The organism is Archangium gephyra (assembly GCF_049060025.1).
Classification (GTDB): domain Bacteria; phylum Myxococcota; class Myxococcia; order Myxococcales; family Myxococcaceae; genus Archangium; species Archangium gephyra_A.
The window spans coordinates 10,359,928-10,379,048 of the sequence record NZ_JBMEQQ010000002.1; the positions used below are offsets into that span (position 1 = coordinate 10,359,928).

A 19,121-nucleotide genomic window follows, 5' to 3' on the forward strand; every position below is an offset into this window, starting at 1 on the left:
GGTGCCCAGGAGGTGCGGGGAACGCCGAGATAGGGTGGGGCGATTCCGCAGGTCAACCGGAAGCGTACGGCCAGGAGGTGAAATCCGGGGGGCGAGGGCCCTCTTCTCGGGACCCGGGCTGGCAACCCGGGGCCTCGAGCCCCTCACCCTCAGTAGGTGGAGCCGAGCTTGCCGAAGCTCTTCATGGCCTTGCTCTTCGTCCGCTTGACCGCCGCCCCCACCGACTCGTCGTCGGACGCCTGCTCGTACTCCTGGAGGACGGCCCGCTGCTCCTCCAGGTCCGCCGCCACCGCCGCCGGGCTCGCCACCGCGCCCGCCTGCTGGAAGAGCGCCTGGTTCTGCATCACGTAGCCCTTCGCCTCCTCCTTGCGTCCGTCCCGCAGGGCCTGCGCCGCCATCTTCAGGTTCTTCGCGCTCATCGCCCGCGTCGCGTACACCGTGGCGTCCTTGTCCTGCCGCGCGAGCACCTCCTCGCGCCGCTCCGTCACCATCGCCGACAGGCTCGCCGCGCTCTCCACCCCGGTGCCCTTGAGCAGGTCCGCGTACGCCAGCTTCAGCCCGGTGACGTCCACCGCGTTCCCCGCCCTCGTGCCCACCACCGTCACCCTCGCCACCACGCGCTCCACCTGGCCCGAGGAGAAGTCCGGCAGCGGCACCCGCACCGTGCGCCCCTCCTGGTGCGCGCGGTAGCCCAGCACCTCACCCAGCATCACTCCCTCGGGCAACTGGAAGGTCAGTTCCACGTTGCGCGCCACGCTGGTGGAGGCCTGCCGCAGATCCTTCTGGAAGAGCGACGCCAACTGCCCCGCGTCCTCCAGGAAGCCGTACGCGCCCGCCCCGTACTCGGCGAAGCCCTGCATCAGGTCCTCGTTGAAGTCCGTGCCCACGCCGATGGCGCTCACGGTGATGCCCTCGGTGCGGATGCCCTTCACCACCTCGGTGAGGCTCGCGTCGTCGGTGATGCCCTCGGTGGCCTGGCCATCGCTCAGCAGGATGATGCGGTTGACGGTGTAGTCGCCCCGGACGGCCGCCACGAGCGAGCGGCCCGTGTGCAACCCCGCGCCGATGTTGGTGCCGCCGTCGTCCCAGATGCCTTCGATGTACTGGAGCATCCGCTCACGGTTGGAGGGCGAGGCCGGCAGACCCGGCAGGCTCTTCACGTCCGAGCCGTAGTGCACGATGGCCAGCCGGTCCTCCGGGCCCAACAGCCCCACGAGGTGCCGCGCGGCCTGCTTGGCCTGTTGCAGCTTGTAGCCGCTCATGGAACCCGAGCGGTCGATGACCACCGCCAGGTTCACCGGCGTGCGCTTGGAGCCCGGCACCTCCACGCCGGTGACGTCCACCGTGACGAAGAGATCCGAGCTGCCCGGGGTGATGTAGGGGTGCGACAGCCGGCTCGTCATCGTCAACGAGCCGTTGGACGCGGTGGCCGGCGTGGACGGGGGAACCGGGGTGGCGGGATGCGGCGGCGCCACGTGGGGCAGGCCCAGCACCAGGGCGGTGAGGGCGAGTCCGGCGGTCAGGGAAACGAAGGCGACCGTCTTGTTCATGACAGAGGGCTCCTTGCGGCGAGGGCCCTCTGTCGACGTACGGCGCGCGGAAAAGTTCTGTCAGCTCCCCCTAATTGGTGGAGTTGCCCGCGCAGAAGTAGGGCGAATTGTTGTCGCCGAAATAGGAGCGGTACGTCGCCGGGTCCTTCTGGCGCAGGTTGTCCAGCGCCTGCTGATCCAGCAGGAGGGCGCGGCAGCTCATGCGGTCCTTCACCGATTCGATCGCCAGGGGATCGGTGACGGCGCAGGGATCCACGAGCTCGTCCGGCACGCAGGCCTTGCTGCAGTAGCCCAGGACGCGTCCGTCCTCGGCGGTCTCGAGGGGCATGTCCGCGTCCTTCACGCAGACCAGATCCTCACAATCCAGCGCGCCAAAGGAGATGAAGTCCTGACCCGCCGTCAGTTCATCCGGATAGATGGGATCCGACTCCCGGTTGGGGTCCGTGCTCTTCTTCACCAACTGGCACGACTTTCCAATATCGGAATTGACCTTGCACCCGCCGCACAGCAGCACGGCGCTCACCAGCAGGGCCAGACGCGAAGACATCGAAGTGCACCTCATGAGACGCATGTGGGCGGCCACCGTAACACAGTGCCTCCCCGTGCCAACCGTACCTTGGTCGCATGGATGCCCCCTCTGCGAGAACGCCGGACACTCCCCCTGCAACTGTACCGGGTGGATACACAAAGCGGGTCCCCAACCGCGCTCGGCATGCAACACAGGGAGCAGGCGAGCGGAGTTAGGTTGATGGCTTGTGCGCGTGACGGATAGGATGCGCTGGCCTCAGCCTCCGATTTCGAAGGTGTATCGGTGGGCGGACGCCCCCATGACACGGAGCTCCCGGAAGTGAATCGCCTCCAGGCCATCGTGCTCGCGCTGTGCATCGCGCCAGCATCGGCATTTGCCCAGAACCAGGAAGACACGGGGCTCGGACTCGATCTGAGCAGCGGTGAGCAGAAGCCCCAGGAAGAGGACCCCACCTCGGAGTCGCCGACGGAGGAGCTACCCCCGTTGCCCTCCACGGTGGCCGAGGCACCCCCTGCCGAGCCGCTCTCGCCGGCCGAGCGTGATGTCACGCTCGACGACCGCGTCAAGAGCGTGCAGCGCAAGGTGTACCTGAAGAAGGGCCGCTTCGAGGTGGCGCCCGCCATCACCTTGTCGGTGAACGACCCGTACTACACCAAGCTGGGCGCCGCGGTGCGCGGGGCCTACTACCTGGCGGACACGCTGGCGGTGGCCGGGCGCTTCTCCATGATGCAGGTGCTGCCCGAGGATGACGTGCGCATCGCCAAGCGCACCTTCGACAGCCGCATCTTCTACTCGGTGCCCCAGTGGTCGGCCATGGGCAACGTGGAGTGGAGCCCGCTCTACGGCAAGGTGGCCTTCCTCAACGACATCCTCCACTTCGATGCCTACCTCCTGGGCGGCCTCGGCGTGGTGAACACCGAGACCTCCAAGGTGCTGGTGTCCGACGGGGTGAGCCGCGGTCCCAGCTTCGCCGCGGACCTCGGCCTGGGCCTGCGCTTCGTGGCCCGTGACTACCTCGCGGTGAACGTGGCGCTCATCAACACGTCCTACGTGGATCAGCCCCTCAACACCAGCAAGGGCGCCACCCAGAACCTCATGACCCTCAATGCCGGCATCTCCTTCTTCTTCCCGATGAAGTCGACCGGTCGGGAGTCCGAATGAAGCCCGCCATCCGTCTGCTGATCGCGCTCTGTCTGGCGCCCGTGCCCGCCCTGGCCCAGGACGCGGCTCCCGCCGCCCCGGCCAGGCCCGCCCCTTCCTCGTCCGGTTCCTCCGAGCAGGAAGCCGGCGACGTGTCGGAGGTGGACAAGGATCGTCTCGGCCCCCTGCGCGAGCGCGTCAGTCCCGTCTCCGGCCACCTCTTCCTCAAGAAGGGCCGCTTCGAGTTCAGCCCGTCGGCCACGCTCTCCATCAAGGATGCCTTCTTCTCGAAGTACATCCTGGGTGGCACGCTCACCTACCACCCCACCGAGACGTTGGGGTTGAGCCTGCGCGCCGGCTACTCGCTCAACACGGTGGCCAGCGCGGCGCAGATCTGCACCTTCACCGGCGGCGACGGGGGCACCACCCGCGGCTGCCGCAGGCCCACCTATGAGGAGCTGGATGGGGACGCCCCCGGGCAGCTCTCCCTGATGGGGGGCGTCGACGTCCAGTGGGCCCCCATCTACGGGAAGATCTCCCTGCTGGCCGAGCACTTCCTCCACTTCGATCTGTACGGAGTGGCGGGTGCCACGGCGGTGCAGTACCGCGGGCCCGCCAAGACGGCGGGCTCACCGCTGGCGGCAACGTCGGCGTCGGCATGCGCTTCTTCCTCAACCGCTGGGTGACGGTGCGGACCGAGTTCCGCGACCTCATCTACGTCGAAAAGGCCCTCAACCCGGCCACCACGCTGCGTAACCAGCTCCTGTTCGAGCTGGGCGTGTCCTTCTTCTTCCCCTCCGCCCATCCCGAGTCATGAAACGTCTGCTCCGGCCCCTTTGTCTCGCTACCCTCGGGCTCTCGCTGACGTGGGCGACGCCCTCGCCCGCTCAGAGCTTCGAGGGATTGGATCTCTCCCAGCCCTCCAAGAAGAAGAAGAAGTCCACCCGCAAGCCGCCGCGGGGCAAGAAGCCCACGGCCGCCCAGCCCGCCGAGGACGAATCCGACTCGGACTCGGAGGACACCTCCGCCACCACCCCGGCCGACACCGGCTCGGCGGCGTCCACTCCCGCGGCTCCCATGGCGGCGGACCCGACGGCCGCTCCGTCCATGGGGTTGGATCTGACGGCGGAGACGCCCAGCGCGCCCAAGGCCGCGCCCACCATGTCCTTCGACGCGGTGGACGTGTCCGGCAAGAGCGGTGATCGCCAGCGCCTGGACGTGGCCATCGCGCTCTTCAAGAACGAGGAGTACGAGAAGGCGGCGATGAGCTCCTTCGAGATGCTCCAGGACGCCAAGCTCGCCGGCCTCCACCTGGAGGCGCGCTACGTGATGGCCAAGGCCCTCTACCGCATGGGCCTCTACCACTCGTCGCTGGGCGAGTTCTCGAAGATCCTCGCCGTCGGTCCCGAGACGAAGTTCTTCCGCACCAGCCTGGAGTGGCTCTTCTTCATCAGCCGCAAGACGAAGAACGAGACCGTCATCCTGGATGAGATCGCCCGCTACGCGAACCAGGAGTTCCCCGAGCGTTTCCGCAGCGAGTTCCACTACCTGCTGGCCCGCTACCACTTCGTGCGTGGCAAGGCCCTGGACCAGGTGGGCCGCGGCGAGGACGCCGACAAGAGCTTCAACGAGGTGAAGCGGCTCACGCTGCTCATCCCCAAGACGGACTCCTTCTACCCGCGCGCCAAGTACCTCGAGGGCCTGACGTTCTTCCGCTTCGGCAACCGCGCCCCCAGCGCGGCCGCCCGGCGCACGGACCTCAACACCCTGGGCGCCATCGAGGCCATGAAGGAGATCGTCCGCGTCACCCGCTCCGGCGCGGGCCTGGATGCCGAGCAGGCCACGGCCAACCAGAAGCTGCGCGAGCTGGCCTTCATGCAGCTCGGCCGTACCCACTACGGCATGCAGCAGAACCGCTACGCCCTCTTCTATTTCAACAAGGTGGAGCGCGGCACGTCGCAGTGGCTGGAGTCCATGTTCGAGTCGAGCTGGGCCAACTACCGCGTGGGCCAGTACGAGCAGGCGCTGGGCAACCTCATCACCCTGTCCTCGCCCTTCTTCCGCGAGGAGTACTTCCCCGAGGCGATGATCCTCAAGGCGGTCATCTATTACGAGAACTGCCGCTACCGGGAGTCCAGCCTCATCCTCCAGGACTTCGAGCGCACCTACCTGCCGGTGCATGATCAGCTCGAGCTGATCACCAAGAAGCAGATGGCGGCCAGCGAGTACTACGGCGTGCTCTCCGACGTGCAGAAGAAGAACAAGGAGGGGCTGGAGAAGGGGCAGACGGACGTCATCCTCGAGCGCATCCTCCGGCTGGCCCTCACGGACCAGGACCTGAAGAAGACGAACGAGTCCATCCTCGAGCTGGAGACGGAGATGGACACCTTCGGCGAGAAGGGTGACACCTTCCGCTACTCCGAGCTGTCCAAGCAGCTCCTCGAGGGCCTGAAGGTGCAGCGCACCGGCCTCATCGAGAAGGCCGGCATCATGGCCAAGGGCAAGCTGGAGACGGAGCTGGTGGCGCTCAAGCAGCTCCTGGCCAACGGTCTGCGCATCAAGTTCGAGACCGTCACCAAGGAGAAGGAGTTCCTGGAGGAGCAGCTCAAGGCCGGCGGCAAGACGGCCGTCGTCAAGAAGTACAGGTTCTCGGTGGCAGTGGCGGACGACCAGCTCTACTGGCCGTACGAGGGCGAGTACTGGCGCGACGAGCTGGGCACCTACCAGTACACGATGACGAAGGGCTGCATCCAGCGCGACACCGCCAACCGGACCATCCAGGCGAGCGAGAGCAACTGAGCCCGGACTCCCAGTGACGCCCCCTGAGGGGGGCGCCTGCTGGCACCGTCCTTCCCCAGGGGCTGGATCCGAGTGGATCCGGCCCCTTTCCGTTTGCCACGAACGTGTAAGATGGTGACGTCATGGCCACCAAGCTCATCACCATTGCGTTCGACGTGATGGGGAGCGACCACGGCCCCGCGGAGGTTGTCAGGGGCGCCGCGCAGCTCTCGCTGGAGTCACCACACATCCACACGTTGTTGGTGGGGGACAGAGCCCTCATTGACGACGCGCTCGCTGAGACCAAGCACAGCGGGGAGCGCATCTCGGTGCAGCACGCCTCCGAGTTCATCGGCATGGACGAGAAGCCCGGCGAGGCGCTGGTGCGCAAGCCGGACGCGTCCGTGTCGGTGGCGGCGCGGCTGGTGGCCGAGGGCGAGGCGGATGCGCTCGTGTCCGCCGGCAACACGGGGGCCTGCGTGCTCTCGTGCGCCCGTCATTTCCAGCTCCTCCCGGGCGTGCGGCGCGCGGCGCTGGCGGCCGTGTACCCCACGCGCGACAGGCACGGGCAGAAGGCGGACCCGTTCTCGCTCATCCTGGACGTGGGGGCCACGGTGGAGGCCACCGCGGAGGACCTGGTCACGTTCGCGGTGATGGGGGCGGCGTACGCGCGCATCATCTCGCGCAACGAGAATCCCAAGGTGGCGCTGCTCTCCAACGGCACCGAGGCCAACAAGGGCCCGCGCCAGGTGGTGGAGGCGCACGCGGCGCTCTCGGCCATGCAGGGGCTGCAGTTCATCGGGAACGTGGAGGGCGTGGACATCCCCAAGGGCACCGCCGACGTGGTGGTGACGGACGGCTTCGTCGGCAACGTGTGCCTGAAGATGCTCGAGGGCGTGCACGACACGGTGGTGGAACTGGCCCAGTACGCCTACAAGGAGAGCCTGCGCTGGCGGGCCGGCCTGGCGATGCTGTCCGGGGGCATCCAGCGCATCAAGGACATCACCGACTGGGAACAGTACGGGGGCGCACCGGTGCTCGGGTTCGATCGCATCTTCATCAAGGCTCATGGCCGCTCGAAGGCGCGGGCCATCGCCAACGCCGGCAAGGTGGCCGCCAAGGCGGTGGCCCATGACCTGGGCAAGGCCATCCAGCAGGGTCTGGCGCGGTGAGCCTTCCGGACCGCATCGATCCCAGGCCCCCGCGGCGCATCTACCGCTGGGACCTGGACAAGACGTACCTGCAGACGGAGTTCGACTCGCTCCGGGACTTGTTGCGCACGGCCTTCCAGAAGGCCCACGAGAAGCAGGCCGTGCCGGGCGCATCCGCGCTCATCCGCGAGCTGGCCTCCAACGGGGACTCGCGGCTGTGCATCGTCTCCGGAAGCCCCAAGCAGCTTCGCTCCGTGCTGGAGGAGAAGCTCAAGCTGGACGGGGTGGTGTGGGACGAGTTCATCCTCAAGGACAACGTGGGCAACCTGATGCGCGGGCGATTCCGGGCCCTGCGCGGGCAGGTGGGCTACAAGCTGCCCGCCATCCTGGAGAGCCGCGCCAACGCGCCCGTGGAAGCCGAGGAAGTGCTCTTCGGGGATGACGCCGAGGCGGATGCCTTCATCTACTCGCTCTACGCGGACATGATCGCCGGGCGCGTGGACGAGCGGGTGCTGCAGCAGATTCTCGATGCGGCCGCGGTGTACCCGGACGAGGCCAAACGGGTGCTCACCGCGTGGAAGAAGACGCCGGTGTCGGACCCGGTGCGGCGCATCTTCATCCACCTGGACCGGCTGACGCCGCCGGCGCACTTCGCCAACTACGGCCCGCGCGTGGTGCCCGTCTTCAACTACTTCCAGGCCGCGTTGGTGCTGCTGGCCGACGGACACCTGACGGCCCCGCAGGTCATCAAGATCGCCGTGGAGATGGTGCAGACGGCGGGGCACAACATCATCACGCTGTCCAACTCGTTCCAGGATCTGCTGCGCCGGGGCCTGCCGCTGCAGCAGGCGGCGGCGGCGCTGGTGCAGGCGCTGGAGGGGCCCAACGCGCTCATCCAGGCGCTGCGGCCCGTGCCGGACATCATCTCGGCGTTCACCAAGCGGTTGGCCGCGCTGGGCACTCCGCCGCCGCCGCCCCCGGTGCAGGCGGTGGACTACCTGGAGCTCATCCACCACGCGCTCCCGCGCACGCACAAGGGACGCAAGACGCAATGAGGGCCATCGTCACGGGTGCCAATGGCACCGTCGGCTCACGGCTGTGCGAGGACCTGCGGCGCCACGGCGTCGAGGTGTTCTGCTGGGATCGGGACAGCGTCCCGGTGGATGACTACTGGGCCATGGAGCGCTTCGTGCGCTCGGTGGCGCCGGACGTGCTCTTCCACCTGGCCACGGCGTCACGTCCCACGGGGCGGAGCAACGAGTCCTGGCTCGTCAACTACGAGTGGACGAGCGAGCTGGCGTGGATCACCCGCCAGTTGGGTGTGCGCTTCGTGTTCTCCAGCACGGCGATGGTGTTCTCGGACCACGCCCGCGGGCCCTTCACGGTGGACTCGGAGCCGGAAGCCCCCGAGGGCTACGGGTACGAGAAGCGGCGCGCGGAGGCGAGGGCCTTCGAGCAGAACCCCGAGGCGCGTGTGGTGCGGCTGGGGTGGCAGATCGATGACCGGCCCTCGGGCAACAACATGCTGGCCTCGCTGGAGTCGCAGATACGCGAGCGGGGCAGGGTGGAGGCGAGCACCCGGTGGTTTCCCGCCTGCTCCTTCCTGGATGACACCGTGAGGGCGCTGCAGGCGCTCGCGTGGGCCGAGCCGGGGCTCTACCTGCTCGACGCCAACGAGCGGTGGACGTACTACGAGATCGTCCTCGCGCTGAACGAGCGGCACGGAGGCCGGTGGCAGGTGGAGCCCACCGAGAGCTTCGTGTTCGACCAGCGGATGATGGACGACCGGGTGGTGCTGCCCTCGCTCAAGGCCCGGCTGCCGGGCCTGCGGTGAGGCCCGGCGAGCGCTGAGTCACCCGGGGACGGCTACTCCGACCAGGTGAGGAACTCGACGTAGCGCACGAAGCGGCGGTCCGTGCTGACGGCGGCGATCACGAAGCCCCCCAGGCCGCCCGGGTACTGGCGGCCGTAGTCGTTCCGCCAGCTCGCCTTGTAGATGCGCTTGCTGTTACCGGCGATCTGGTTGATGTAGGCCACCGCGCCGTTGATCTCCGCCGCCGTGGCGCCGGGCAGCGCCAGCGCGCTGCGCAGCTCGGCCTCCGAGATGGGGTCGAACGTGCCGATGTTCGTGCTGTCGAAGGAGGTGTAGTACGTCCAATACAGCGTGTACTGGTTGGCCACGCCCTGGTTGTAGGCAATGAAGCCCTCCTGGATGGCGGCGCTGTTGGCGAGGACGCCGCTGACGCCGAACGCTTGCGCGGGCGTCTCGTCCACCTCGCCGACGTACAGCGGCGCGGACGAGGTGGCCGCGTCATTCAGCTCGTAGAAGCTGGAGAAGTACGTCCGCGCGTCCGGGGTGACGCCGGTGAGGAAGGCCGCGTCGTTGAGCTTGGGGGTCAGGTAGGCGCGCTCGCTGGTGTCCACCTTGCTGTCGTCATGGAGGAAGCTGCCCAGCGCGCCACGGAGCTCCGAGCGGTTGACGGTCGCGCCCTCGGGGCTGGTGGCCGCGCGCGCGGTGCTCATCCTCGACTCGAAGAGGGGCTGGGAGGTGCTGAGTCCCGCGACGGCCACGGGCGCCGCGACGAACACCAGGGCTCCAACGAGCGACTTCAGGGACTTGGACTTCATGGGGGACTCCTTGTCGAGGGCCCCGAGAGGCCCTCCATGGGGGGGTCCTGCTCCTACCATGGAGGGCTGACAAGACTTCCTGGTGTTCCAGATCTTCCCAGAAACGTGACCTTCACGTCACTGGGGAGCGCATGCGCTCAGGTACCAGTGTGTGGCAGCGAGGCGATGTTGGTGGAGCGGCTGAGCTGCTGCTGGGGCCGGCCCTGCGCTTCCATCATCAGATGCTTGATGATGTTGCAGACGCGACGGCCCTCCTGCTCGTTGATGTTCTGGCCCTCGATGACCGAGCGCTTGAACTCGATGCCACTGAGCACTCCGGCATTCTCGATGATGCCGAGGCTGAGCGTCTTGTTGAGGAAGTAGTAGAGCGGACCGACGATGAGGCCGAGGCCCATCAACGGCATGAGCATCATGCCGAGCACCAGCGCGACCTGCCACGGCTTGGCGTAGCCGAAGTACGCGGAGCTCAGGTTGGCCAGCGGAATCACGCGCTGCTGGAAGCCCGCCAGCGAGCCCGCCTCGAAGTAGACCGTGTCGCGATCGACCCGGAGCGTCGTGGTCGCGTCGATCCCCAGCACCGACAGCAGCCAGGAGAAGAAGCCCTCCTGCCGGCCCACGATGGAGACGTAGATGCCATCCGCGCCCGGCGTTTCGGTCGCGGTCCATGATTTGATCACAAGTGCCATGAAATCCCCCTCACGCTCACGTGGAACGTGAACGTGGGGCTTCCCATAGCTGCCCGATTCACCGGGTGTCAAACCCCCAGCAGGGCCCTCAAGCCAGTACCGCGTCCCCCGGATCGACGTCCCCCGGAGAGGCCTGGGGGATGGGCAGGGTGATGCGGAAGGTGCTGCCCCGGCCCACTTCGCTCTCCACCGTGATTTCGCCCCCCATGCCCGTCACGATGCCGTGGCAGATGGAGAGCCCCAGCCCCGTGCCTTGCCCCACCGGCTTGGTGGTGAAGAAGGGATCGAAGATCCGCTCGCAGAGGCTCGGGGGCGATGCCACACCCCGTGTCCATCACTTCGACGACGACACGCCCGGCGATGGCGCGCAGCCGCACGCGCACCTCGTTCTGGCCGGGCTTTCCGTCCGGAACCGCGTGCGCGGCATTGATGAGCAGGTTGAGCAGCACCTGCCCCAGCCGTCCCTCGCTCGCCCGCACCATCGGCACCGGCTCCAAGTCCTTCACCAGCCGCGCGCGGTGGCGCAGCTCATTGCGCACCAGGCCCAGGCTCGACTCGATCACCGCGCGCACGTCCACGTCGGAGAGCAGCTCTCCTTCGTCGCGTGAGAGCGTCCGCAGGTCGCGCACGATGTGCCGCACCCGCTCCGCGCCCTGCTTCGTCTCGCGCAGCACGTCCTCCATCTCGCCCAGCCGCTCCCGCGGGAGCTCGTCCCGGAGCAACTGGCACTCCTCCTCGAGGAAGCCGAGGTTGGAGAGCACGAAGGCGAGCGGGTTGTTGATCTCATGCGCCACGCCGGCCGCCAGGGTGCCCACGCTCGCCAACCGGTCGGCGAGCAGCAGGCGCGCCTGCATCTGCTTGCGCTCGGTGATGTTGCGCGCGTTCACCACCGTGGCCGGCTCGCCATCGAAGAGCAGCCGCATGGCGCTCAGCTCCGCCGTCATCACCTGGCCGCCCGCCCGGAGGAAGCGCACCTCGCGCGTGGTTGCGGGGCCCTTCTCCAGCGAGCCCTCGAGCACGTTCGCCGCCTCGCCCCGGTCATCCGGGTGGATGAGCTCGAGCAGCGACTTGCCGGAGAGCTCCTCCACCGAGCGTTGATCCAGGAAGGAGAGGCCCGCCGGGTTGATGTAGAGCAGGTTGCCACCCCGGTGCGCGAAGATGGCCTCCGGCATCCCCTCGATGAGCGCGCGGAAGCTCTCCTCGGAGCGGCGCAACGCCTTCTCGGCGTGCTTGCGCGCGGTGATGTCGATGGACACGCCGCCCAGCAGCCGGCGGCCGTTCGCATCGCTCAACGTGAACTTGTGGTTGAGCCAGTGGTGCAGCGTGCCATCCGGCGAGGGCATCACCTGCTCGGACTGGAGGGGCTCCCCGCTGGCGAGCACGGCCAGGTCCTCCCGCCGCAGCCGCGCGGCCGTCATCGCCGGCAGCAGCTCGGCGTCGTCGAGCCCTCGCATCGACTCCACATCGCGTTGGAAGAAGCGGGCGCAGGTCTCGTTCACCCACACCCGCCGGCCCTCCTCGTCCTTCATGAAGGCCAGCACCGGGCTGTGGTTCATGAACGAGTGGAACAGGTCCTGGCTCTGCTGGAGCGCGGCGAGCGTGGCGGCGAGCTTGTCCACCAGGGACTGCTTGGCCTCGAACTCGGCGGCGTTGCTCAGCGCCGCACCCAGCAGCCGGCCCATCATCTCGAGCGTCCGGACGTCGAGATCATCGTAGGCGTTGGGCTCGGGGTAGCTGACGTTGATGGCCCCCACGGCGCTGCCCACCCGGTGCAGCGGGACGATGATCATCGAGCGGATGCCGGTGGCGCGCGTGGCGGCCACGTTCACCCGCGGATCGTCCTCGGTGTCCCGGGTGTGGAGCACCTCGCCGCGCAGGATGCTCATCCCCGTGATGCTGTGGGAGAGCTTCAGCCGGAAGCCGCGGTGCGGCATCGAGTTGCCGTGCGTCACCTGGTAGACGAGCTCGTCGCCCTCGGCCAGGGCCACCGCCGTCCCGGACGCACCGCACAGCCGCATGGCACGCTCGGCGATGAGCGACATCACCTTGTCCAGCTCGAGCCCGGCGTTCGCGATGTCGCTCTGCGTCTGGATGATGGCCGAGAGCCGCTCCTGCACCCCCCGCGAACGGGGCGCCTCCGGGGTGGCTTGCATCCCGGCCCTCCGGCGCCGGGCGAGCCACTCGAGCCGGGTCTGGAGCTGGGCGGGCTCGAAGGGCATGAGCAGGAAGTCATCCACCGCCGCGGCCAGCAGCGCATCCAGGGGCACCTGCTCGGCCGAGGTGGGCACGATCGCCAGGAGGAAGGGCCGGGGCTGCACCTCCGCGGTGCTCAGCCGGGCCATGTCCGCGGCCACCGCGGGGCCGGTGCCCACCACCAGCACCCCCTCCACGCCCTGGATGAAGGCCCCCGCCTGCTCGACTCCCGGGGCGTGGCGCACCTCGTGTCCCCAGTCCGCGAGGAGTTGGCTCACCGAGCACCCGGCTTGTGGACTGACGAGGAGCAGGTTCATGGTGAGCGCCGCGGGAGGGCGCCCCGGCTGCTCCCATCCCCCCGTTTCATGTGCTCGCGCTGGGCAGGCATCCAAGCATCCCGGGTCCGCGAAGGCGGGCCGTGGCGGGCGGTCCTCATTTTAGCTCGTGGACCCCAGGAGGAATAGGGCTTCCAGGGGGACAGGCAGGGAAGGGCAGGCGAGCGGGTGCCCAGGGCATGCCGGACGCCCGCTCACGCCGCCTGGCGTGAGCTCTTGCGGTGCTCCTCCATGGTCCTGTGGCGCCCGAGGTAGTTCCCGAACGCGTTGAGCAGCCCGTCCGCGTCCTGCAGCTTGCTCAGGCAGATGGAGCGCTTGCCCTTGAACAGGCCGCCCCCCTCGAGCTGCAGGTCCAGGTACTTCTTGAACATCCGGTCCTCGGTGGTGGCGGACTTCACCTGCTCGAGCCGGACGGGCTCGTCCCACTCCGAGCAGCTCACCTGCGCGAAGTCCAGATGGACCTCCAGGCCGTCCTCCTTGCCCGCGAAGGTGAGGGGCGGGAAGTACTTCTCCACGTGCCGCCGCTCCGCCTCGTTGGCCGGCTCGTAGCGGTAGGCGAGCGCCACGTCGTGCGCCTGCGCGAAGCGCGCCTCGTACGCGGCCCACAGCCGCGCCTCGATGGCGTCCGCCTCCAGGATGGCGCTCGTCCACGAGGTGCGGGTGGGCTCGAGCAGCACCCGCGCCACGTCGGCCGGCTCCAGCGCCTCGCCCACGTTCTCCAGGCGCGCGGCGAGCGGCGGGTGGGAGTCGAACGGGTGCGGCGTCACCACGCCGTGCAGGTCTCCGTGCACGGCCTCGGAGCTGGCGTAATCCGCGAAGCCGAGCGCGACCCGCTGAGCGATGGCCACGCTCTGCTGCTGCTCCGTGCTGGCGAAGAGGTTGGCCTCCACGCGGTCGCGGAAGCTCGCGTACGCACCGACCTTGACGAGCGAGCGGGCGATGTCCCGGCCCGACGTCATCGCCGCGGCGAGATCGTCCGCCGCGAGCTCGCTGGCGCGCCGGCTGCGGCCGAGGGACAGCTCGAACAGCCCGCGGTAGGCCAGCATGAAGTGGTAGATGGGCCGCGTGAGCAGGCCGTTCCGGAGCGCATCGAGGTAGTGCCCGAAGTGCGCGAGCATGGGCGCGAGCCGCTTGCTGTGGCCCGTGTCCCCTCCGAGCAGGTGCCCCATCTCGTGCGCGAGCACCGCGTCCGCCTCGGAGCGCTCGAGCAGGCGCAGCAGGGACAAGCTCACGAAGAGGGTCCGGCCGGTGAGCGTCCGCTCTCCGACGCGCACCTCGCTCTCGGTGACGAAGAAGTTGGCGTCGATGCCGGCGAGGATGTGGTCCGGCGGCGGCGTCTGCAGCTTCTCGCACAGCTCGCGCACGTGGGTCCAGAGCTCCGGCGCGTGCGCCTGCTCGAGCACCTCCGCCTCCACCTCGAAGTCCATGGAGGGGGGGCGGAAGATGGCGACCACCACGGTGAGGAGGCCAACGGCTACCAGGATGCCGACCAGGATGATGAGCTTCGGGTAGTAGCTGTGGAACCACACCGCGGTCATCCAGTAGGACAGCCACACGGCGAGGCCTCCCTGCGCGAGCGCCTGCAGCGCGCTGGTGACCCGGAGCACATTCCAGCCCACCACGAAGCTGCGGTACTGGAAGGGCCGCGAGACGAACGCCGCGAGGGTGCACAGCAGGGCGATTACCGCGGAGACGAGCCCCAGCAAGGCCGCGCCGAGCGACACGAGGCCAATCCCCTCGAAATGCCGCACGTTCGAGCACCCCTCGCCGAGGCTGTCGCGGAACCCCGCCAGCTCCTCGTCCGTGGAGAGGCAGGCGGCCGAGGCCGGAACGGCGCGGAAGAACTCCAGCAACTGCTGCCGCCGCGCCTCATCGAGCTCGGCGTCCTGCGCGATCTGCCGCTCGACGGTGGCGAGCACCTCCCCGTCGAACCGGTTGGTGGCGTGGCCGGCGAACCACAGGGCGAAGAGCGGGAGGGCGAAGAGCCAGAGCGCGGGCAGCGCGTAGACGCGGAGGAAGCCAGGGAGTGTCAGGGTCGAGCGCATGGCGGGCAGAGGGCGGGAGAGAAGCCGGACCCTAGCGCGTGGGATGGGCCCCTGGGGAGAGCCCCCCGCATGGCGCTGCCCATCGCACTCACGTAGCCAAGGCGGGAGCTGGGAAGTGACCGGGCCCGCCCCCGGTGTAGAGGCAGGCCCGGAGTGCGGCGGTGGGGTTACTTGCAGCCGCACCAGGGCGAGGCGTCCTTCAGGGCGGCCTGCTCAGCCCAGTACACCGCGCTGTAACGAGCGACGGAGAAGGCGCTCAGCAGGGTCCGGCGGTCTTCTTCCGCCAGCTCCTTGGCCGTCAACGTTTTCTCCTCGAAGGACTTCGTGGTCTCGATCAGCCTGTCCGTGTCGAGGGGCGCGACGGCGGTGAAGTAGCTGATGAGCTGCTCGCCCACGGCAGGCGCCATCTTTCCGCTCTTCACGCGATTCTGGATGGAGGCCTCGATTTCCTCCTCCTCGGCCGCGGCGACGAAGTCGAGCGAGTCGTGCCAGCCCTCCTCGAACTTGGGATCCTTCAGGGCTTCCGGCGGGCTGTTCAACGTCTTGAGGGCATAATCCCAGAGGGGGCCCTGGGTCCGATCGCGCGGGAAGGGGAAGGGGAAGGGGTTGGGGATGCAGCCACCCGGGCCGATGATGGACACCTGCTGGTCCAGCACCTCGTTGTGGTGCTGCCCGACGTGATCGAACGGGTTGCGGGCGTTGGACGGATCGATCGTCGCCCGGCTGCCAGAGATCACACCATCGGTGGTGGTCTGCCGGGAGGCGGCTTCAATGGAGGCCTGGGCCCCGAGGACGACCGCACCCACGACGGAGCCGATGACGGCGCCCTCGGGGCCGGCGATGCCGCCAATCGCACCGCCCAGTTCAGCCCCTTGGGCGGCACCCTTGATGTCCGCGGCGGCGATGCGGATCCACCTCGGCCACCGGAGGGCCTGGGTGTGGGTTCCCTGGGGGGAGGGAGCAGGCTCCACCGGGGCGGGGCCACAACCCGATGCGAGGACGCAGGCGAGAAGAAGGGATGGGCGGATCAGGGTGCGAATCATGATGGGTCCTCTGCTTGGGGGGGACCGCGAAGCCGGAGCTTCACGGTGGCTCGGCGAGCTCGCTGAGCGTGCCCCGACCCAGAGCAGGAACCGGGCCAAAAACGTGTTTCCCTCTGAAAGCAGTGAAGCCGGCTCTCTCCTTGTTGCCTGGAGCGCTACGATTCGAGGGCGGGTGTGTTGTTTTCCGATTCACGGGAGGGGGGCGCGGCGTGCGAGGCGGCGATCTGCCCACTCAGCACGGGCAGCGCCACCTTCACCGCCACCGTCAGCACCATCAGCCCGAAGGCCCAGATGCCCGCGGTGACCTTCCACTCGGTGAGGGTGGGCACGTACTCCACCACCTCGTGGAGGGTGCTCGGGACGAAGCCGGGGATGATGAGGCCCATTCCCTTTTCGATCCACACACCCACGAAGGCCAACGCGCACGCCAGGTTGAGCAGCCCCACGCGGCGCCGCGTGGCCGGCAGGTGCACCAGCACCGCCGAGGCGATGTTGAGTGCCACCGCCGTCCAGATCCATGGCACCAGCGCGTATTTCCCGTGTGAGCCGAAGAACAGGTAGCGCACCGCCGTGGCGTGCGAGCCGCCCGTGTAGAACGCCGTGAACAGCTCCGAGCCCAGCATGAACAGGTTGAGGAGCACCGTCACCCGCATCACCGACGTCAGCGTGCGCAGCGGGCCCTCGCCGATGGGCAGCCCCGTGAAGCGGCGGATGACCTGGAGCAGCACGATGACGAACGCCGGACCCGTGACGAACGCCGACGCGATGAACCGCGGCGCCAGCAATGCCGAGTTCCAGAACGGCCTCCCCCCGAGTCCGCTGTAGAGGAACGCCGTCACGCTGTGGATGCTGATGGCCCAGAAGATGGAGAGGAAGACGAACGGCAGGTACCACTGCTTGCGCGGCTTGCGGCCCAGGAACCTCATGTAGAGCAGGTAGCCGCAGATGTGCAGGTTGATGAACAGGTAGCCATTGAGCACCACCACGTCCCAGGAGAGCATCGACACCGGCCAGTTGAACCGGCCAATCCCAGGCATGATGTGCCAGAAGCGGTCCGGCCGCCCCATGTCCACCACGATGAACAGCAGGCACATGAAGATGGCCGCGATCGCCAGCAGCTCGCCGATCAGCGTCACATCGTGCATCTCGTGGTCATGGTACAGGTACGCGGGGATGACCATCATCACCGCGCCCGCCGCCAGTCCCACCCCGAAGGTGAAGTTGGCGATGTACAGGCCCCAGGACACGTGGTCGCTCATCGCCGTGATGGCCATGCCCTCGACCATCTGGTGCGCCCAGGCATTGGCGCCCACCAGCGCGATCGCGGTGAGCACCGTCATCCACGTATAGAAACGCCAGCTCCCGTCTGTGCTCATCCACAGGAGCCGTCCCAGGAACCGCGGGTAGTCGAGCAGGTGACGGGTAGCGGCCATGGCTCACTTGTCGAAGAAGTAGAAGAAGCGGGGCCGCGTCCCGAGCTCTTCCTTGAGCACGAAGACGCGTTTGTTCTCGAGCACCCAGCGGATGGGGCTCTTGGGATCCAACAGGTTGCCGAACACCCGCGCCCCCGTGGGGCACGCCTCCAGGCACGCCGGCAGCCTCCCGGCCCTCGTGCGGTGCAGGCAGAAGGTGCACTTCTCCACCACGCCCTGCGGGCGCACGCGGTTGGAGAGGTAGCCCTGGTCGGGGTTGATCTCCTCGGGCGGAATCTCCGGCTTCGTCCAGTTGAAGCGCCGCGCGTGGTAGGGGCACGCCGCCTCGCAGTACCGGCAGCCGATGCACCAGTTGTAGTCCACCACCACGATGCCGTCCGCCTCCTTCCAGGTCGCCTGCACCGGGCACACCTTCACGCACGGCGCGTTGTCGCACTGGTGGCACTGCACCGGCATGTAGTACTTCCCCTCGGCCGGCACCGGATGGTCGTAGTTCGCGTTGCCGTGCTCCAGGTCCAGGCTGCCCTGCTGCATCTCCAGCACCCGGATGTACGAGTTCCCCGTCTTCCGATCGTGGTTGTTCTCCTGGTGGCACGCCTCGGCGCACTTGCGGCAGCCGATGCACACGCTCAGGTTCAACGCGTAGCCGAAGGACACCCCCTCTTGCGGGGGCAGGTCCCGGATGTCCACGTCGCGGCCGTACTTCTGTTTCGCCTCCACCTTCAGGTGGACGAGGATGCGGGTCATCTCGTCGCGCGTCAGCTCCTTGTAGTGCTTCTGGAGGAACTCATCGACGCTGAGGTCCTTCGTCCACTCGGTGAGCGGCGCCATCGCGTGCGCGAAGGCCGCGGCGCCGAGCGTGGCTCCGGCACCCTTCATCACGGTGCGGCGGGAGACGGTGTCACTCATGGCCTTGGGCCTCTTTCGTATCCGGCTCGCCATGGGCGGACGGGTTGCGCGGAGGCATCACCGGATGCCCGCCCGCGTACTTCGGGCTGTGCGGGTCGTGGCAGCTCACGCAGTTGTTCCGCGTGCGGTCTCCCCTCGACAAGTCCCAGTAGCCCGTCATGCCGCCGTGCGCCCCCGCCTTGAAGTCGCGGTACTGCGGCCCGTGGCACTGCGCGCACAGGGTCACCACCTCCGTCATGGGCAGCGGCTCGCCCGTGGCCAGGTGCAGCGAGCGCGGCTGGGTGACCTGGTGGCACGAGGTGCAGGCGAGCTCGCCGTGGCGGAACTGGAGGCCCTGGTGGAACTCCTTCAGCTCCTCGGGCCGCGAGGGCATGGGCTTCGTCTCACGCAGCGAGTGGCAGCTCTCGCACGACACGCGAAGGGGCCGGCCCAGCGCGTCCTTTTGATCGCTCTCCACGGAGGTGAGCTTCGCCGGCTGGTGGAGCGTCTCCTTGCCGGTGGGCGCCCCCGGGGGCGGTTGGAAGCGAGCGGGCTGGTCCTTCCCGCAGCCGCCGAGGGCGAGCAACACGGCCGCGAGGGCCGGGCGCATCCATCTGTCGAGAGGGATCTCCACGGGGCTCTGCGCAAAGCAGTGTCCGTGCCAGCACGGCTCGTCCCTGTGCGCCCGCTGTGAAGGGGTGCCGGTCCGCCCGCTTGCCCGC

Annotated in this window: 17 protein-coding genes and 1 pseudogene; 7 read left to right on the forward strand and 11 right to left on the reverse strand. The window is 68.3% G+C overall.

Translation table 11 applies throughout. The features are described from left to right. Window positions 1–149: 149 nt before the first annotated feature. The gene (locus ACN28I_RS45305; protein ID WP_420948078.1) at window positions 150–1,550 is read right to left on the reverse strand and encodes a vWA domain-containing protein; all 1,401 of its coding nucleotides are present in this window, start codon (window positions 1,548–1,550) and stop codon (window positions 150–152) included. 70 nt (window positions 1,551–1,620) lie between these two features. Continuing rightward, on the reverse strand, window positions 1,621–2,097 hold the full coding sequence (gene cglC, locus ACN28I_RS45310) for an adventurous gliding motility lipoprotein CglC (protein WP_420948079.1): 477 nt from the start codon (window positions 2,095–2,097) through the stop codon (window positions 1,621–1,623). A 300-nt stretch (window positions 2,098–2,397) separates the two neighbouring features. On the opposite strand from cglC, the gene ACN28I_RS45315 reads away from it, so the two are divergent. From ACN28I_RS45315 to ACN28I_RS45345, 7 genes are all read left to right on the forward strand, one after another. Further along, the gene (locus tag ACN28I_RS45315) at window positions 2,398–3,240 is read left to right on the forward strand and encodes an outer membrane beta-barrel domain-containing protein (protein WP_420948080.1); all 843 of its coding nucleotides are present in this window, start codon (window positions 2,398–2,400) and stop codon (window positions 3,238–3,240) included. Then, window positions 3,237–3,905 (forward strand): outer membrane beta-barrel domain-containing protein, encoded by a 669-nt coding sequence (locus tag ACN28I_RS45320; RefSeq protein ID WP_420948081.1) that lies wholly within the window; start codon window positions 3,237–3,239, stop codon window positions 3,903–3,905. Before ACN28I_RS45315 ends, ACN28I_RS45320 begins: the two co-directional genes overlap by 4 nt. Beyond that, window positions 3,878–4,036, forward strand: coding sequence for a hypothetical protein (locus ACN28I_RS45325; RefSeq protein ID WP_420948082.1), 159 nt, complete (start codon window positions 3,878–3,880; stop codon window positions 4,034–4,036). Before ACN28I_RS45320 ends, ACN28I_RS45325 begins: the two co-directional genes overlap by 28 nt. Further along, window positions 4,033–6,018 (forward strand): adventurous gliding motility protein GltC, encoded by a 1,986-nt coding sequence (gltC, locus tag ACN28I_RS45330; protein ID WP_420948083.1) that lies wholly within the window; start codon window positions 4,033–4,035, stop codon window positions 6,016–6,018. The genes ACN28I_RS45325 and gltC overlap by 4 nt, the downstream gene beginning before the upstream one ends. 122 nt (window positions 6,019–6,140) lie before the next feature. Further along, window positions 6,141–7,169: a phosphate acyltransferase PlsX gene (gene plsX, locus ACN28I_RS45335; protein WP_420948084.1), complete on the forward strand. Its 1,029-nt coding sequence runs from the start codon at window positions 6,141–6,143 to the stop codon at window positions 7,167–7,169. After that, a complete protein-coding gene (locus tag ACN28I_RS45340; RefSeq protein ID WP_420948085.1) occupies window positions 7,166–8,203 on the forward strand; it encodes a phosphatase domain-containing protein in 1,038 nt (345 codons plus the stop codon). The genes plsX and ACN28I_RS45340 overlap by 4 nt, the downstream gene beginning before the upstream one ends. Beyond that, on the forward strand, window positions 8,200–8,982 hold the full coding sequence (locus ACN28I_RS45345) for a sugar nucleotide-binding protein (protein ID WP_420948086.1): 783 nt from the start codon (window positions 8,200–8,202) through the stop codon (window positions 8,980–8,982). Before ACN28I_RS45340 ends, ACN28I_RS45345 begins: the two co-directional genes overlap by 4 nt. A gap of 32 nt (window positions 8,983–9,014) precedes the next feature. Here the strand turns inward: ACN28I_RS45345 and ACN28I_RS45350 are convergent, their stop codons facing one another. From ACN28I_RS45350 to ACN28I_RS45390, 9 genes and pseudogenes are all read right to left on the reverse strand, one after another. Then, window positions 9,015–9,776: a hypothetical protein gene (locus ACN28I_RS45350; RefSeq protein WP_420948087.1), complete on the reverse strand. Its 762-nt coding sequence runs from the start codon at window positions 9,774–9,776 to the stop codon at window positions 9,015–9,017. A 137-nt stretch (window positions 9,777–9,913) separates the two neighbouring features. Beyond that, a complete protein-coding gene (locus ACN28I_RS45355; RefSeq protein ID WP_420948088.1) occupies window positions 9,914–10,462 on the reverse strand; it encodes a hypothetical protein in 549 nt (182 codons plus the stop codon). 88 nt (window positions 10,463–10,550) lie between these two features. Continuing rightward, window positions 10,551–10,670 carry a hypothetical protein gene (locus ACN28I_RS45360; protein WP_420948841.1) on the reverse strand — a complete coding sequence of 40 codons (120 nt, stop codon included), beginning with the start codon at window positions 10,668–10,670 and terminating at the stop codon, window positions 10,551–10,553. A gap of 94 nt (window positions 10,671–10,764) precedes the next feature. Then, window positions 10,765–12,972: pseudogene (locus tag ACN28I_RS45365) on the reverse strand (PAS domain-containing protein); the annotation flags it as partial. A gap of 212 nt (window positions 12,973–13,184) precedes the next feature. After that, window positions 13,185–15,035: a M48 family metallopeptidase gene (locus ACN28I_RS45370; RefSeq protein ID WP_420948089.1), complete on the reverse strand. Its 1,851-nt coding sequence runs from the start codon at window positions 15,033–15,035 to the stop codon at window positions 13,185–13,187. Window positions 15,036–15,202: 167 nt separating this feature from the next. Then, entirely contained in the window at window positions 15,203–16,078 is an 876-nt protein-coding gene (locus ACN28I_RS45375) for a hypothetical protein (RefSeq protein ID WP_420948090.1), read from the reverse strand. Window positions 16,079–16,233: 155 nt separating this feature from the next. Next, window positions 16,234–17,511, reverse strand: coding sequence for a sulfate reduction electron transfer complex DsrMKJOP subunit DsrP (gene dsrP, locus ACN28I_RS45380; protein WP_420948091.1), 1,278 nt, complete (start codon window positions 17,509–17,511; stop codon window positions 16,234–16,236). Between the two features lie 3 nt (window positions 17,512–17,514). Then, a complete protein-coding gene (locus tag ACN28I_RS45385) occupies window positions 17,515–18,420 on the reverse strand; it encodes a 4Fe-4S dicluster domain-containing protein (RefSeq protein WP_420948092.1) in 906 nt (301 codons plus the stop codon). Further along, a complete protein-coding gene (locus tag ACN28I_RS45390) occupies window positions 18,413–19,009 on the reverse strand; it encodes a hypothetical protein (RefSeq protein WP_420948093.1) in 597 nt (198 codons plus the stop codon). The genes ACN28I_RS45385 and ACN28I_RS45390 overlap by 8 nt, the downstream gene beginning before the upstream one ends. Between the last annotated feature and the right edge of the window lie 112 nt (window positions 19,010–19,121).

Excerpts from the sequence above, each read along its gene's own strand:
- ACN28I_RS45375 (WP_420948090.1), bottom strand. The coding sequence starts at position 16,078 with ATGATTCGCACCCTGATCCGCCCATCCCTTCTTCTCGCCTGCGTCCTC.
- ACN28I_RS45390 (WP_420948093.1), bottom strand. The coding sequence starts at position 19,009 with ATGCGCCCGGCCCTCGCGGCCGTGTTGCTCGCCCTCGGCGGCTGCGGG.
- ACN28I_RS45385 (WP_420948092.1), bottom strand. The coding sequence starts at position 18,420 with ATGAGTGACACCGTCTCCCGCCGCACCGTGATGAAGGGTGCCGGAGCC.
- ACN28I_RS45320 (WP_420948081.1), top strand. The coding sequence starts at position 3,237 with ATGAAGCCCGCCATCCGTCTGCTGATCGCGCTCTGTCTGGCGCCCGTG.
- gltC (WP_420948083.1), top strand. The coding sequence starts at position 4,033 with ATGAAACGTCTGCTCCGGCCCCTTTGTCTCGCTACCCTCGGGCTCTCG.
- cglC (WP_420948079.1), bottom strand. The coding sequence starts at position 2,097 with ATGTCTTCGCGTCTGGCCCTGCTGGTGAGCGCCGTGCTGCTGTGCGGC.
- ACN28I_RS45360 (WP_420948841.1), bottom strand. The coding sequence starts at position 10,670 with ATGGGGGGCGAAATCACGGTGGAGAGCGAAGTGGGCCGGGGCAGCACC.
- ACN28I_RS45305 (WP_420948078.1), bottom strand. The coding sequence starts at position 1,550 with ATGAACAAGACGGTCGCCTTCGTTTCCCTGACCGCCGGACTCGCCCTC.
- ACN28I_RS45350 (WP_420948087.1), bottom strand. The coding sequence starts at position 9,776 with ATGAAGTCCAAGTCCCTGAAGTCGCTCGTTGGAGCCCTGGTGTTCGTC.
- dsrP (WP_420948091.1), bottom strand. The coding sequence starts at position 17,511 with ATGGCCGCTACCCGTCACCTGCTCGACTACCCGCGGTTCCTGGGACGG.
- ACN28I_RS45325 (WP_420948082.1), top strand. The coding sequence starts at position 3,878 with ATGCGCTTCTTCCTCAACCGCTGGGTGACGGTGCGGACCGAGTTCCGC.
- ACN28I_RS45370 (WP_420948089.1), bottom strand. The coding sequence starts at position 15,035 with ATGCGCTCGACCCTGACACTCCCTGGCTTCCTCCGCGTCTACGCGCTG.
- ACN28I_RS45355 (WP_420948088.1), bottom strand. The coding sequence starts at position 10,462 with ATGGCACTTGTGATCAAATCATGGACCGCGACCGAAACGCCGGGCGCG.
- plsX (WP_420948084.1), top strand. The coding sequence starts at position 6,141 with ATGGCCACCAAGCTCATCACCATTGCGTTCGACGTGATGGGGAGCGAC.
- ACN28I_RS45345 (WP_420948086.1), top strand. The coding sequence starts at position 8,200 with ATGAGGGCCATCGTCACGGGTGCCAATGGCACCGTCGGCTCACGGCTG.